We start from the raw sequence: 12,046 nt of genomic DNA, 5'->3' as shown, positions 1-12,046 counted from the left end.
AAGGAGAGTTAGGTTTTCCCTCTCATGGGGCCTGCGCCAACCCCCACCCCCCCCCCCCCCCCCCCCCCCCCCCCCCACCCCCGGCCCCCGGGAGGTCAGTCCTCGTCGTAGCGCGGGTCGATCGCGTCCGGCGACAGCCCCAGCAGCTCGGCCACCTGCTCGATCAGGATCTCGTGCACCAGCGCCGCCCGGTCCTCCCGGGTCTTCGCCCGGATCTCCACCGGCCGCCGGTACACCACGATCTGGCTCTTGTGCCCCTTCTCGCCCGGCAGCACCCGGCCCAGCGGCACGCCGTCCCCGCCGTCGGCGCCGTCCACCTCGTGCAGCGGCACCTCCTGCACGGCGAACTCCACCTCGATCAGCTGCGGCCACCGCCGCTCCAGCCGTTCCACCGACTCGCGCACGTAGTCGTCGAACAGTTCGGAGCGGGTGAGCGAGATCGGCACCTGGGGCGGCGCCAGCGGGCCGCGCAACCCCCTGCCGTGCCGGTCGCGGTGCCGCGGGCGGCGCGAGGGGCCTGTCGATGACTGCGGTGCGGAGCTGTCCATATCACTGCCGAGAGTAGTCCTTGGCGGGTCGGAAGTGGACCACTCCGACGGGGGAATCGCCAGGGCGGCGGCTCGTGCCCGGACGGCCGGAGCGAGCCGGGCGGCGGGAGCCGGGCGGCACGCCGGGGGGTGCGCACGGGGGCGCGGCCCGCGACACGGCACCCCCGCCGGGCAGGCGGTCTTCGCTCCCCGGCGGGGAGTGCGGTACCGTCCACCCTCGTGAGCTCTGTACGTCGTTGTTCGCGGACCGCGTGCGGCCGACCGGCCGTCGCGACGCTGACGTACGTCTACGCGGACTCCACCGCCGTCCTGGGCCCGCTCGCCACCTACGCCGAGCCGCACTGCTACGACCTGTGCGCCGAGCACGCCGAGCGGCTCACCGCCCCGCGCGGCTGGGAGGTCGTCCGGCTCGCCGCCGAGGCCGGTCCGCTGCGCCGCAGCAGCGACGACCTGGAGGCGCTCGCCAACGCCGTCCGCGAGGCCGCCCGCCCGCAGACCCCCCGTCAGGGCCGGGCCCCCGAAGGCGAGTCCACCGAGGGCGGCCGCCGCGGCCACCTGCGCGTCCTGCGCTCGCCCGACAACTGACGACTCGCCCCGCGCCGCCCGTTCGCCCGGCCCGGGTACGCTGCCCGTCTGACCTCACCGCGACCGTCCACCGGACGGGCGGGGTGGCCCGACGTATCGATCAGCACAGAACCAGGGTGGAGCCGCAGTGCGCGACCTCAAGCAGCTCGTGAAGGCGTACGACGTCCGAGGCGTCGTCCCGGACCAGTGGGACGAGAGCCTGTCCCGGGCCTTCGGCGCCGCGTTCGTGCAGGTCACCGGCGCGTCCGCGATCGTGGTCGGACACGACATGCGCCCGTCCTCCCCGTCGCTCAGCCGGGCCTTCGCCGAGGGCGCCGCGGCCTACGGCGCCGACGTGGTCGAGATCGGCCTGTGCTCGACCGACCAGCTCTACTACGCCAGCGGCAAGCTCGACCTGCCCGGCGCGATGTTCACCGCCAGCCACAACCCGGCCCAGTACAACGGCATCAAGCTCTGCCGGGCCGGCGCCGCCCCGGTCGGCCAGGACACCGGCCTGTCCGAGATCCGCGAACTGGTCGAGTCCTGGACCGCCGAGGACGACACCGTCACCGTCCCGGCCAAGGACGTGCAGCCCGGCGCGCTCTCCGCCCAGGAGACCCTGCGCGGCTACGCCGACCACCTGTTGGGCCTGGTCGACCTCACCGCGATCCGCCCGCTGAAGGTCGCCGTGGACGCCGGCAACGGCATGGGCGGCCACACCGTGCCGACCGTCTTCGACGGCCTGCCGATCGAGCTCGTCCCGATGTACTTCGAGCTGGACGGCACCTTCCCCAACCACGAGGCCAACCCGCTCGACCCGAAGAACCTGGTCGACCTCCAGGCCAAGGTCCGCGAGGTCGGCGCCGACATCGGCCTGGCCTTCGACGGCGACGCCGACCGCTGCTTCGTCGTCGACGAGCGCGGCGAGCCGGTCTCCCCGTCCGCGATCACCGCGCTGGTCGCCGCCCGCGAGATCGCCCGCGCCCAGGCCGCCGGCGAGGCCGAGCCGACGATCATCCACAACCTGATCACCTCCTGGACCGTCCCCGAGGTGGTCCGCGAGCTGGGCGCCACCCCGGTGCGCACCCGGGTCGGCCACTCCTTCATCAAGCAGGAGATGGCCGTCACCGACGCCGTCTTCGGCGGCGAGCACTCCGCCCACTACTACTTCCGCGACTTCTGGCGCGCCGACACCGGCATGCTGGCCGCGCTGCACGTGCTGGCCGCGCTCGGCGGGCAGCCGGGCACGCTCTCCGCGCTGACCGCCGAGTACGACCGCTACGCCGCCTCCGGCGAGATCAACAGCACCGTCGCCGACCAGGCCGCCAGCACCGCCGCCGTCCGCGCCGCCTACGCCGGCCTGGAGGGCACCGCCGTCGACGAGCTGGACGGCCTCACCGTGGCCGGCCCGGACTGGTGGTTCAACCTGCGGGCCTCCAACACCGAGCCGCTGCTGCGCCTCAACGTCGAGGCCAAGGACCCGGCGAAGATGGCCGAGCTGCGCGACGGCGTGCTCGCCGTCGTCCGCGCCTGAGCGGACCGCGCCTGACCGAGGCGCGCGGTGCCCCGGCCGGTAGGGTTGCCTATCGGCCGGGGCACCTCCGTGCCACCCCCGAACTTTGGAGAGCCCCCATGAAGCTCGAATCCTTCCTGCTGGAGATCCTGGTCTGCCCGCAGTGCCGGGCCGCGCTGACCGAGGGCGGCACCGAGGAGCACCCCGAGCTGCTCTGCACCGGCGCGGACTGCGGCCTCGCGTACCCGGTCCGCGAGGGCATTCCGGTCCTCCTGGTGGACGAGGCCCGCCGCCCGGCCTGATCCTGTTGGGGCCCGACAGCCCCACCCGCGCCCGCCGACCACAGGACAGCCGGAGGCCCGCCGCATGCTCGACGACACCCTGCTCGACGACCCGGCCGCCCTCCAGCGCGCCGACCACGACCGCGCCCTGCTGGCCCTGGCCGGCGCCGGCGCCCGGGTCCGCACCGCGCTGCGGCAGGCCGACACGGCCGGCCTCGACCGGCTGCGCCCGGACGGCCGCCCGCGCGCCGTCCTGGTCGCCGGGCACGGCAGCGCCCTGACGGCCGCCGAGATCCTCGCCGTGCTGGCCGGCTCCGCCGCCCTGGTCACCCCGCTGCCGCCGGTCGAGGCCACCGCCCCGCGCGCCGACCGGGCCGGTGCCCCGCCCGTGTTCACCGCCGGACTCGGCTGGCAGCTGCCCGGCTGGGCCGGCCCGCTCGACCTGCTGGTGGTCAGCTCCGCCGACGGAGGCGAACAGGGCCTGATCGGCCTCGCCGAACAGGCCTACGCGCGCGGCTGCGCCATCGTCGTCACCGCCCCGGCCGGCAGCCCGCTGGCCGAGGCCGCGCTGCAGGTGCGCGCGCTGCCGCTGCCGTACGTCACCGCGGTGCTGCCCGAGGAGGGCCGGCCCGCCGCGCCGGCCGCCGAGCCGGACCTCCCGGCCGAGGACCCGGCCGCGCTGTGGTCCCACCTGACCCCGCTGCTGGCGCTCGCCCAGAAGCTCGGCCTCACCCAGCTGCCGTACGACGCGCTGCCGGCCGTCGCCGACCTGCTGGACGCCACCGCCGTGCGCTGCCGCCCGGACGCCGCCGCGTACACCAATCCGGCCAAGGGGCTGGCCGCGCGGCTGGCGGGGACCGTCCCGCTGCTGTGGGCCGAGGGCCCGGTCGCCGGGGCCGCCGTCTCCCGGTTCGCCGCCCAGCTCGCCGACCGGGCCGGCCGCCCGGCGCTGGCCGGCTCGCTGCCGCAGGTGCTCACCGCCCACCGCGGCATGTTCACCGGCCAGTTGGGCGCGGGCGCGGACCCGGACGACTTCTTCCGCGACCGGGTCGATGAGCCCGACCCGCTGCACCTCCAGGTGCTGCTGCTCCGGCACGTCCCCGGCACCGGAACCCCGGATCCCGCGCAGGAGCAGGACGGCCCCGCCGAGGTGACGGAGGACGACGAGCGGCCGCGCAGCTTCGGCGCGAGCCGCGCGCACCGGCTGGCCGCCGCCCACGACGTACGGCTGACCGAGTACGCGAGCACCCGCCCGGACCCGCTGCACGCGCTGGCCGACCTGATCGCGCTGACCGACTTCGCCGCCGTCTATCTGGGGCTCGCCGCCGCGCAGTCCTGAGCCCGCCGGGCAGGCGCTAGTCTCGGCCCATGAGCACAGAGGGCGGGACCAAGGCACTGGTGGCGGCGCTGTCCGCGAACCTGGCGATCGCGGCGGCCAAGTTCACCGCCTTCGGGTTCACCGGCTCCTCCTCGATGCTGGCCGAGGGCGTGCACTCGGTGGCCGACTCCGGCAACCAGGTGCTGCTGCTGATCGGTGGCAAGCGGGCACGCCGGGCGGCGGACGAGGAGCACCCGTTCGGGTACGGGCGCGAGCGCTACGTCTACGGTTTCCTGGTGGCGATCGTGCTGTTCAGCGTCGGTGGCCTGTTCGCGGTCTACGAGGGCTGGCACAAGGTCAACCACCCCGAGGTGCTGGACTCCTGGGGCTGGGCGGTGGGCGTGCTGTTCTTCGCCATCGCGATGGAGGGCTGGTCCTTCCTGACCGCGGTGCGGGAGTCCGTCAAGGCCAAGGGCAGCCAGGGCTGGGTGCAGTACATCCGCACCGCCAAGGCGCCGGAGCTGCCGGTGGTGCTGCTGGAGGACAGCGGCGCGCTGATCGGCCTGGTGCTCGCGCTGTTCGGCGTCGGGCTCACCGTGATCACCGGCAACGGCGTCTGGGACGGCGTCGGCACCCTGTGCATCGGCGTCCTGCTGGTGGTGATCGCGGTGGTGCTCGCGCTGGAGACCAAGTCGCTGCTGCTCGGGGAGTCCGCCGACAAGGAGTCGGTGCGGCGGATCCGCGCCGCCCTGGTGGACGGCGAGGCGGTCACCGGGGTGATCCACATGCGCACCCTGCACCTCGGCCCGGAGGAACTGCTGGTCGCCGCCAAGATCGCCGTCAACGCGGAGGACAGCGCCGAGCGGGTGGCGCGGGCCATCGACGCCGCCGAGGAGCGGGTCCGCGCGGCCGTCCCGATCGCCCGGGCGATCTACCTGGAGCCGGACGTCTACAGCGCCGAGAAGGCCGCCGCCGGCGAGGACCCGGCCGCCACCCCGGGCGGGCCCGGCCCGGACGCGGCGCACTGACGGGCCGTCCGCCCGGCCGCCCGCCCCGGTGGTTCCGGGGTGGGATCCCGGTCGAGCGGCGGTCGGATCCGGCCCTCGAAATCGGTCATCCGCGGACGGCGGGTGGGGCGGCCGGTGTAGATTCGTCACCAGAGCCAGAACGTCGCTGCTGATGGCGGTCGATCGGCGGTCCGCACCCGTAGGGTGTGCGCCGGTCGAGGGAGAGAGGTCCTCCGGCGGTTTGTGCTGCGCAGCGGGGAACCGGTCCGTGATCCACGGACCAGGTCGCCCCGGCGTAGCCGTGCACCCGTACGGCCCGCCATGCGCAACGCACATCCCCACCTCGGCCGTGCCCCACCCCCATCAGCGAGGAGCAGACGCATGTCGACCGACATCACCGGTGACTTCAAGGTCGCCGACCTTTCCCTGGCGCCGTTCGGCCGCAAGGAGATCCAGCTGGCCGAGCACGAGATGCCCGGCCTGATGTCCATCCGCGCCGAGTACGCCGAGGCGCAGCCGCTGGCCGGCGCCCGGATCACCGGCTCGCTGCACATGACCGTCCAGACCGCGGTGCTGATCGAGACCCTCACGGCGCTCGGTGCCGAGGTCCGCTGGTGCTCCTGCAACATCTTCTCCACCCAGGACCACGCCGCCGCGGCCATCGCCGTCGGCCCGGAGGGCACCCCGGAGAACCCGCAGGGCGTCCCGGTCTTCGCCTGGAAGGGCGAGACCCTGGAGGAGTACTGGTGGTGCACCGAGCAGGCGCTGACCTGGCCTGACGGCAAGACCCCGAACATGATCCTGGACGACGGCGGCGACGCCACCCTGCTGATCCACAAGGGCGTCGAGTTCGAGAAGGCCGGTGCCGCTCCGGACCCGTCCACCGCGGACAACGACGAGTTCCGGATCATCCTCGAGCTGCTCAACCGCACGCTCAAGGAGACCCCGAACAAGTGGACCGAGGTCGCCGCCACCATCAAGGGCGTGACCGAGGAGACCACCACCGGTGTCCACCGCCTGTACGAGATGCACCGTGACGGCCAGCTGCTGTTCCCGGCGATCAACGTCAACGACTCGGTCACCAAGTCGAAGTTCGACAACAAGTACGGCTGCCGCCACTCGCTCATCGACGGCATCAACCGCGCCACCGACGTCCTGATCGGCGGCAAGGTCGCCGTCGTCTGCGGCTACGGCGACGTCGGCAAGGGCTGCGCCGAGTCGCTGCGCGGCCAGGGCGCCCGCGTCATCGTCACCGAGATCGACCCGATCTGCGCGCTCCAGGCCGCGATGGACGGCTACCAGGTCGCCACCCTGGACGACGTGGTCGAGACCGCCGACATCTTCATCACGACCACGGGCAACAAGGACATCATCATGGCCTCGCACATGGCCCGGATGAAGCACCAGGCCATCGTCGGCAACATCGGCCACTTCGACAACGAGATCGACATGGCCGGCCTGGCCAAGCTCGACGGCGTCGTGAAGACCGAGGTCAAGCCGCAGGTCCACGAGTGGCGCAAGGCCGACGGCCGCACCATCATCGTCCTCTCCGAGGGCCGCCTGCTGAACCTGGGCAACGCGACCGGCCACCCGTCCTTCGTGATGTCCAACTCCTTCGCGAACCAGACGATCGCCCAGATCGAGCTGTTCACGAAGACCGAGGAGTACCCGATCGGCGTCTACGTGCTGCCGAAGCACCTGGACGAGAAGGTCGCCCGGCTGCACCTGGACGCCCTGGGCGTGAAGCTCACCACCCTGACCCAGGAGCAGGCCGACTACATCGGCGTTCCGGTCGAGGGCCCGTACAAGGCGGAGCAGTACCGCTACTGATGCGGTGAGCACCGAACGCCGGTGGCCGGCACCCCTGGGCGGGGTGCCGGCCACCGGCGCGTCCGGGGTCAGCGGAGGTTGCTGGTCGTCCAGGTGCTCTCGTCCGCGCCGGTGAGGTGGACCAGCTTCAGCAGGCCGGCCAGGCCGCCGACCAGATCGAGCCGGGGCAGGACGTCGGGCGGCGTGGACGCGCAGACCTGCAGCCCGCCCTCGTGCCGGCACTGCGAGCCGGGCGGGATCCTCAGGTCGCCCTCCGGGGCCGCGGTGACGGTGACCATCTTGCCGTCGACCGCGAGGACGATCAGGGCTTCCCAGGGCACCGTGCCGGAGTCGCGGACCACGGCGGCGGAGTCCGGCCGGATCGATGCCGGCAGCCCGCTCAGCCAGAGCGGCATCGGGACGTCCCGGCTGCCGCCCGTGACGGACTCCGCGATCCGGATCAGATCCCCATCGGGGATGACCCTGTTTTCGAGGTGCGTCGCCCGGATCACCGCCCACCGGCCGTCGGCGGTCTGCCAGCGGAGCACCCGGTCGCTGCTGTCGTAGCGGGGCTCGGACGGATGCTCGACCCAGTACGCCGTCCGGCCGTTGATCGGGGCGGCGGGGACCTTGGCCTCGTCCGGATGGGTTCCGAGCGCCGGCTCGGGGCCGGGGGCGAGCAGGACGATCTGGAGGCGCCGGAAGCCCAGTTTCGGTTCGACGGCGGTGACGTTGGAACCGAAGGTGCCCGCGGTGTAGCCGAGACCGTGTTCGCGGTCCACCCAGTCGGGCAGCCAGCCGACCTTGAGCTCGGAGGTCAGCGCGGGGGTGCCGTCGACGGCCGTGTGAGTGGGGGCCGGCGTCGGGGTGGCCGCGGCCGGTGGAGCTGCGGGCGTCGCGTTCCCTGGCCGGGGCGACATGACCGTGAGGCCGACCGTGAGCGCCGTCGCGACGGCCACCGCCCCGATCGTGGCCCGCTGACGGGTGCGTAGGCGGGCCCGCCCCCGGGCGATGGACGCGGTGGTGTCGAAGGCGGGCGGCGGAGCGGGTTCGTCGGCCAGGTCCGCCAGGCGGGCGGCCAGATCGGAGTGCGTGGTCATGACGTCCTCTCTGCGACTGCGACGGGGTGGGGAGCGAGCGTGCTGCGGAGGGCCGCCAGGGCCCGCGAACTCTGGCTCTTGACGTTGCCCGTCGAGCAGCCCAGGGCCTCGGCGGCCTGGTCGATCGACAGGTCGCAGTAGTAGCGGAGGACGACGGTGGCCCGCTGCCGGGGCGGCAGGGCCGCGAGGGCCCGGCGCAGGTCGAGCGAGGCGTCCAGGTCGAGGCTCGCGGCCAGGGCCTCCAGGTCGAGTTCCGTCCGTACCGTCCGGCGCCACCAGGAGGTCCGCTGCTCGGCGAGGAAGGTGTTGACCAGCGTGCGGCGGGCGTAGCCGTCGATGTTGTCCGTCCGGCTCGCCCTCGACCAGTGCACGTACAGCTTGGTGATGGTCTCCTGCACCAGGTCGTCGGCCCGGTGCCAGTCCCCGCACAGCAGATAGGCGACCTTGCGCAGCCAACCGCCCCTGGAGGTCACGTACTCCGTGAACTCCGCGTCGCGCGTCTGCTTCGCCATCCGCACCCCCTCTCGTCGTCCGGGCGGCGTCTCTCCCGCGCCGTCCGACCCTCTAATGCGCGCAGCTGCGGGGAATGTTGCATCACGGGCGCACGTAGGCTTTCGGGCATGCCCAACGGCCGGTACTCGCTCCATGACACCCACGACCACCTGCTGCTCGGCGAGGAGCGCTTCAGCTGCGCGCCCGGGGCGGCCGGGTGGCGGTACGTCTCCAAGACCTACGCGCCGGACGGCCGGGTGCTCGGCAGCGTCGACCTGACGGTGGATTCGCGGGCCCGGCCGCTGCGGATGGAGCTGCGGGCCGGTGGCTGGCAGGTGCGCGGCGGCGCGGTGGACGGGGTCGCCTGGGTGCGCACCGACGCGGCCGACCCGGGTGGCGAGCACACGGTCGAGGGCCACGACCGGGCGCACGGGTTCGCCGGGCGCTCGCCGGGCTTCCTGGTCGCCACCGCCCGGATGCTGCGGTTGCGGGAGGGGGCGAGTGCGCGGGTGCGGCTGGTGGCGTTCACCGAGCCGGTGCTGGCGCCGCGCACCTTCGACCAGGGGTGGCTGCTGGAGGGCGTGGACACCCATGAGACGGACTCGGGGCCGCTGTCGGTCGAGCGGTACCAGGTCGCGGACCTGGAGACGGGGGAGCAGCAGGTCGTGCACCTGGCGGGGGACGTGGTGCTGGCTGCGGAGGGGATCGAGTTGGAGGAGCTGGAGTCGCCGCCGAACGCCTGGCCGGTGGGGGAGTAGCGGGGCGGGGCTCAGGTGGGCTCAGCTCAGGCGGGCGGGGCGAAGCCGGTGGCGGGGGCCGGTGCCGGTGCGGGCGCGGCGGGTTGTGCGGGCTTGACGAAGGACGGCGCGGCGGGGGCGGGCGGGGCGGATGCGACGGCTGCGGGAGCGGGAACGGGAGCGGCGGGCACGCCGAGGACGCGGTGGGGCCGGCCGTCGGCCGTGACGACGGGGGCGGCCATCGGGTGCGGGGCGGGCATCGGGACGGGGGCGGAGGCCGCGAACCGCTGCTGGGCGCGCATCCACTCCCGGCGCTGGCGTTCGGTGAGCACCGCACCCAGGTAGGCGGCCGGGTGCAGGCCGGGCGGTACCGGGTGCCCGACCCGGGCGGCCAGGTCGTCGGCCAGTTCGCTGGCCATCCGGAACGTCACGCTCGGGTCCAACTGGCCCATCCGGCCGAGCAGTTGGCGGATCGCGAGCCAGAGCGCCTCGGGCACCGCGGAGAGGTCCATCGCGACCAGCTCGCGGCCCATGTCGTGCAGCAGCTGCGGGTGCACCGGCGGCAGCGGGCCGGCCGCGCCGACCCCGCCCGGGGTGCGCTCGCGGATCACCACCGTCCCCGCGAAGATGTCGCCGAGCCGCTTGCCGTCCGAGTTCAGCGCGGAGGTGATCACGGCCGGGGCGCCGGTTATCGCGATCAGCTCGAAGAAGCCCACCAGCCCGCGCACCAGCGAGTGCCGGAACCGGACCGGTCCGCCGTCGGTGCGCACCACCCGCAGGCCGAGCGCGGCCTTGCCGGCCGAGCGTCCGTTGCTGAGGGTCTCGATCATCACCGGCAGGCCGACCAGGTAGAACACCGTCATCCCGAGCATGGTGGCCGCCAGCGCCGCGCTGTCGAGGTCGGACAGGGCGACGCTCATCACCAGCACGGACACGAACAGGGCGGCGAACTCGATGAGCAGGTCGAGCACGATGGCCAGCGCCCTGCTCGGAAGCTTCGCCGTCCGGAGGTCGAGGACGACCGCCTCACCCGTCACCAGGTCGCTCAAGACACCTGTCCGTTCACGCTCATGCGAGAGGTGGGAGTGCGGTTGGATCGGCCCCCCACTGCCCGCTCTCCGCAGTCTGATCCGCAGCCGCAAACATACGGCGCCCGGTGGGCGCACGGGAAGTGAGATCCCGAGGGCCGGGGCAGCGGCGGCGGCTGGCATGCTGGGCCCGCACGTCCGCACGTACCCGCGCGACCGCGCACGCGCGCCTCGCGCCATCGCCGACCATGGAGCCGCCGAATGGACCTGGACGTCTTCGTCGCCACCCACCAGGGGGAGTGGGCCCGGCTGGACGCCCTCGCCCGCAGGCGCCGGCTCAGCGGCGAGGAGGCCGACGAGCTGGTGGGCCTCTATCAGCGGGTCACCGGCCACCTCGCCAAGGTCCAGGCCGCCGCACCGGACCCGGCCCTGGTCGGCCGGCTGACCAGCCTGGTCTCGCAGGCCCGCAGCGCGGTGACCGGCGCCCGTACCAACGGCTGGCAGGACGTCGCCCGCTACTACACGGTGAGCTTCCCGGCCGCGCTGTACCGAGCCCGTCGCTGGTGGGTGCCGGTCGCGGCCGTCTCGCTGGCCCTCACCGTGCTGCTCGCCTGGTGGATGGCCACCCACCCGGAGGTCCGCAACAGCCTCATCACCCCGGACGAGCTGCGGGAGATGACCCGCCCGGGCGGACAGTACGAGGCGTACTACTCGGACCGGCCCGCGAGTTCCTTCGCGGCCCAGGTCTGGACGAACAACGCGTGGGTCGCCGTGCAGTGCCTGCTCTTCGGGATCGCCCTGGGCATTCCGGTGCTCCTGGTGATGTGGACCAACGTGGTCAACCTCGGGGTCGGCATCGGACTGATGGCCTCCGCCGGGCGGCTCGACATCTTCCTCGGCCTGCTCATCCCACACGGGCTGCTGGAGCTGACCGCGGTCTTCGTGGCCGGTGGCCTCGGCCTGCGCCTCGGCTGGACCGTCATCGACCCCGGCCCGCGCACCCGCGCGGTGGCGCTGGCCGAACAGGGCCGCTCGATCATCGGGATGTCGATCGGCCTGGCGACGGTCCTGGCGGTCTCGGGTGTGCTCGAAGCCTTCGTGACGCCGTCCGGTCTGCCGACCTGGGCGCGCATTTCCATCGGCGCCCTGGCCGAGGTGGCCTTCCTCCTCTACGCGCTGGTGCTGGGCCGGAAGGCCGCGGCGAGCGGAGAGTTCGGCGATGTGGACGCGGCCGACCGGGCGGACCTCCAGCCCGTCGCCGCCTGAGTCGATGTGATCAACAGGCCGTTGACCTGCTAGTCTTCTCGTATCCCGGCCAAACCATTGACGTGGTGAGGGTGGGCTAGTAGGTTTCAACGGTTGGGACTGACTGGACAACGGTCAGCCCCGGGCGCTAGTGTCTACGACACCGCCGAAATCGAGGCGAGCGCATTTCACGAAATGCGCACCCTCCGATGAAGCAAATCCCACGGACGGAACACTCCGAAAGCTTTGATAAGCTTCGGAACGAAGTTCGCAGGAAATCCCGCCAGCGGGAATCGGATGAATGAAACTCCGGAAAACGGAGCGGAAAACATCTGGTAAGCTGGAAACACGAAAGAACGAAGCGCCCGGAGGGCCCGCTGGAAGGCGGTCCGAAGGAAGCGTCC

General features: G+C 73.1%; 13 protein-coding genes. 8 read left to right on the top strand and 5 right to left on the bottom strand.

What is annotated here, in order from left to right; translation table 11 throughout:
- Positions 1–95: 95 nt before the first annotated feature.
- Positions 96–548 carry a metallopeptidase family protein gene (locus tag ACZ47G_RS38735; RefSeq protein ID WP_465751074.1) on the bottom strand — a complete coding sequence of 151 codons (453 nt, stop codon included), beginning with the start codon at positions 546–548 and terminating at the stop codon, positions 96–98.
- A gap of 219 nt (positions 549–767) precedes the next feature.
- Between ACZ47G_RS38735 and ACZ47G_RS38730 the strand changes: the two genes are divergently transcribed.
- From ACZ47G_RS38730 to ahcY, 6 genes are all read left to right on the top strand, one after another.
- Complete coding sequence (locus tag ACZ47G_RS38730; protein WP_280686050.1) at positions 768–1,133, top strand: DUF3499 domain-containing protein; 366 nt, start codon at positions 768–770, stop codon at positions 1,131–1,133.
- A gap of 127 nt (positions 1,134–1,260) precedes the next feature.
- Positions 1,261–2,646, top strand: coding sequence for a phosphomannomutase/phosphoglucomutase (locus ACZ47G_RS38725; RefSeq protein ID WP_465751072.1), 1,386 nt, complete (start codon positions 1,261–1,263; stop codon positions 2,644–2,646).
- Between the two features lie 98 nt (positions 2,647–2,744).
- On the top strand, positions 2,745–2,927 hold the full coding sequence (locus ACZ47G_RS38720; protein ID WP_380463457.1) for a Trm112 family protein: 183 nt from the start codon (positions 2,745–2,747) through the stop codon (positions 2,925–2,927).
- Positions 2,928–2,991: 64 nt separating this feature from the next.
- Complete coding sequence (locus tag ACZ47G_RS38715; protein WP_465751069.1) at positions 2,992–4,245, top strand: SIS domain-containing protein; 1,254 nt, start codon at positions 2,992–2,994, stop codon at positions 4,243–4,245.
- A 29-nt stretch (positions 4,246–4,274) separates the two neighbouring features.
- Entirely contained in the window at positions 4,275–5,252 is a 978-nt protein-coding gene (locus tag ACZ47G_RS38710; RefSeq protein ID WP_465751067.1) for a cation diffusion facilitator family transporter, read from the top strand.
- Between the two features lie 360 nt (positions 5,253–5,612).
- Complete coding sequence (ahcY, locus tag ACZ47G_RS38705; protein WP_465751065.1) at positions 5,613–7,061, top strand: adenosylhomocysteinase; 1,449 nt, start codon at positions 5,613–5,615, stop codon at positions 7,059–7,061.
- A 68-nt stretch (positions 7,062–7,129) separates the two neighbouring features.
- On the opposite strand, the gene ACZ47G_RS38700 is transcribed toward ahcY, so the two are convergent.
- A complete protein-coding gene (locus tag ACZ47G_RS38700) occupies positions 7,130–8,140 on the bottom strand; it encodes a hypothetical protein (RefSeq protein WP_465751063.1) in 1,011 nt (336 codons plus the stop codon).
- A complete protein-coding gene (locus ACZ47G_RS38695; RefSeq protein WP_465751061.1) occupies positions 8,137–8,652 on the bottom strand; it encodes a SigE family RNA polymerase sigma factor in 516 nt (171 codons plus the stop codon). Before ACZ47G_RS38695 ends, ACZ47G_RS38700 begins: the two co-directional genes overlap by 4 nt.
- Positions 8,653–8,760: 108 nt before the next feature.
- Here ACZ47G_RS38695 and ACZ47G_RS38690 point away from each other — a divergent pair, with 108 nt between their 5' ends.
- On the top strand, positions 8,761–9,390 hold the full coding sequence (locus ACZ47G_RS38690; protein ID WP_465751059.1) for a hypothetical protein: 630 nt from the start codon (positions 8,761–8,763) through the stop codon (positions 9,388–9,390).
- A 26-nt stretch (positions 9,391–9,416) separates the two neighbouring features.
- Here ACZ47G_RS38690 and ACZ47G_RS38685 read toward each other — a convergent pair whose 3' ends face one another.
- Complete coding sequence (locus tag ACZ47G_RS38685; RefSeq protein WP_465751057.1) at positions 9,417–10,418, bottom strand: RDD family protein; 1,002 nt, start codon at positions 10,416–10,418, stop codon at positions 9,417–9,419.
- Between the two features lie 240 nt (positions 10,419–10,658).
- Between ACZ47G_RS38685 and ACZ47G_RS38680 the strand changes: the two genes are divergently transcribed.
- A complete protein-coding gene (locus tag ACZ47G_RS38680; RefSeq protein WP_465751055.1) occupies positions 10,659–11,663 on the top strand; it encodes a stage II sporulation protein M in 1,005 nt (334 codons plus the stop codon).
- A gap of 167 nt (positions 11,664–11,830) precedes the next feature.
- On the opposite strand, the gene ACZ47G_RS38675 is transcribed toward ACZ47G_RS38680, so the two are convergent.
- Positions 11,831–12,046, bottom strand: a 216-nt coding sequence (locus ACZ47G_RS38675; protein ID WP_465751053.1) for a hypothetical protein, incomplete at its 5' end; no start/stop codon positions are given.

The sequence above is a fragment of the Kitasatospora sp. NPDC030952 genome (assembly GCF_055571335.1).
This window is presented reverse-complemented; position numbering and strand designations above follow the sequence as displayed.

Coding starts and splice junctions, on each gene's coding strand:
- ACZ47G_RS38735 (WP_465751074.1), bottom strand. CDS start 548: ATGGACAGCTCCGCACCGCAGTCATCGACAGGCCCCTCGCGCCGCCCG.
- ACZ47G_RS38720 (WP_380463457.1), top strand. CDS start 2,745: ATGAAGCTCGAATCCTTCCTGCTGGAGATCCTGGTCTGCCCGCAGTGC.
- ACZ47G_RS38715 (WP_465751069.1), top strand. CDS start 2,992: ATGCTCGACGACACCCTGCTCGACGACCCGGCCGCCCTCCAGCGCGCC.
- ACZ47G_RS38710 (WP_465751067.1), top strand. CDS start 4,275: ATGAGCACAGAGGGCGGGACCAAGGCACTGGTGGCGGCGCTGTCCGCG.
- ahcY (WP_465751065.1), top strand. CDS start 5,613: ATGTCGACCGACATCACCGGTGACTTCAAGGTCGCCGACCTTTCCCTG.
- ACZ47G_RS38700 (WP_465751063.1), bottom strand. CDS start 8,140: ATGACCACGCACTCCGATCTGGCCGCCCGCCTGGCGGACCTGGCCGAC.
- ACZ47G_RS38695 (WP_465751061.1), bottom strand. CDS start 8,652: ATGGCGAAGCAGACGCGCGACGCGGAGTTCACGGAGTACGTGACCTCC.
- ACZ47G_RS38690 (WP_465751059.1), top strand. CDS start 8,761: ATGCCCAACGGCCGGTACTCGCTCCATGACACCCACGACCACCTGCTG.
- ACZ47G_RS38680 (WP_465751055.1), top strand. CDS start 10,659: ATGGACCTGGACGTCTTCGTCGCCACCCACCAGGGGGAGTGGGCCCGG.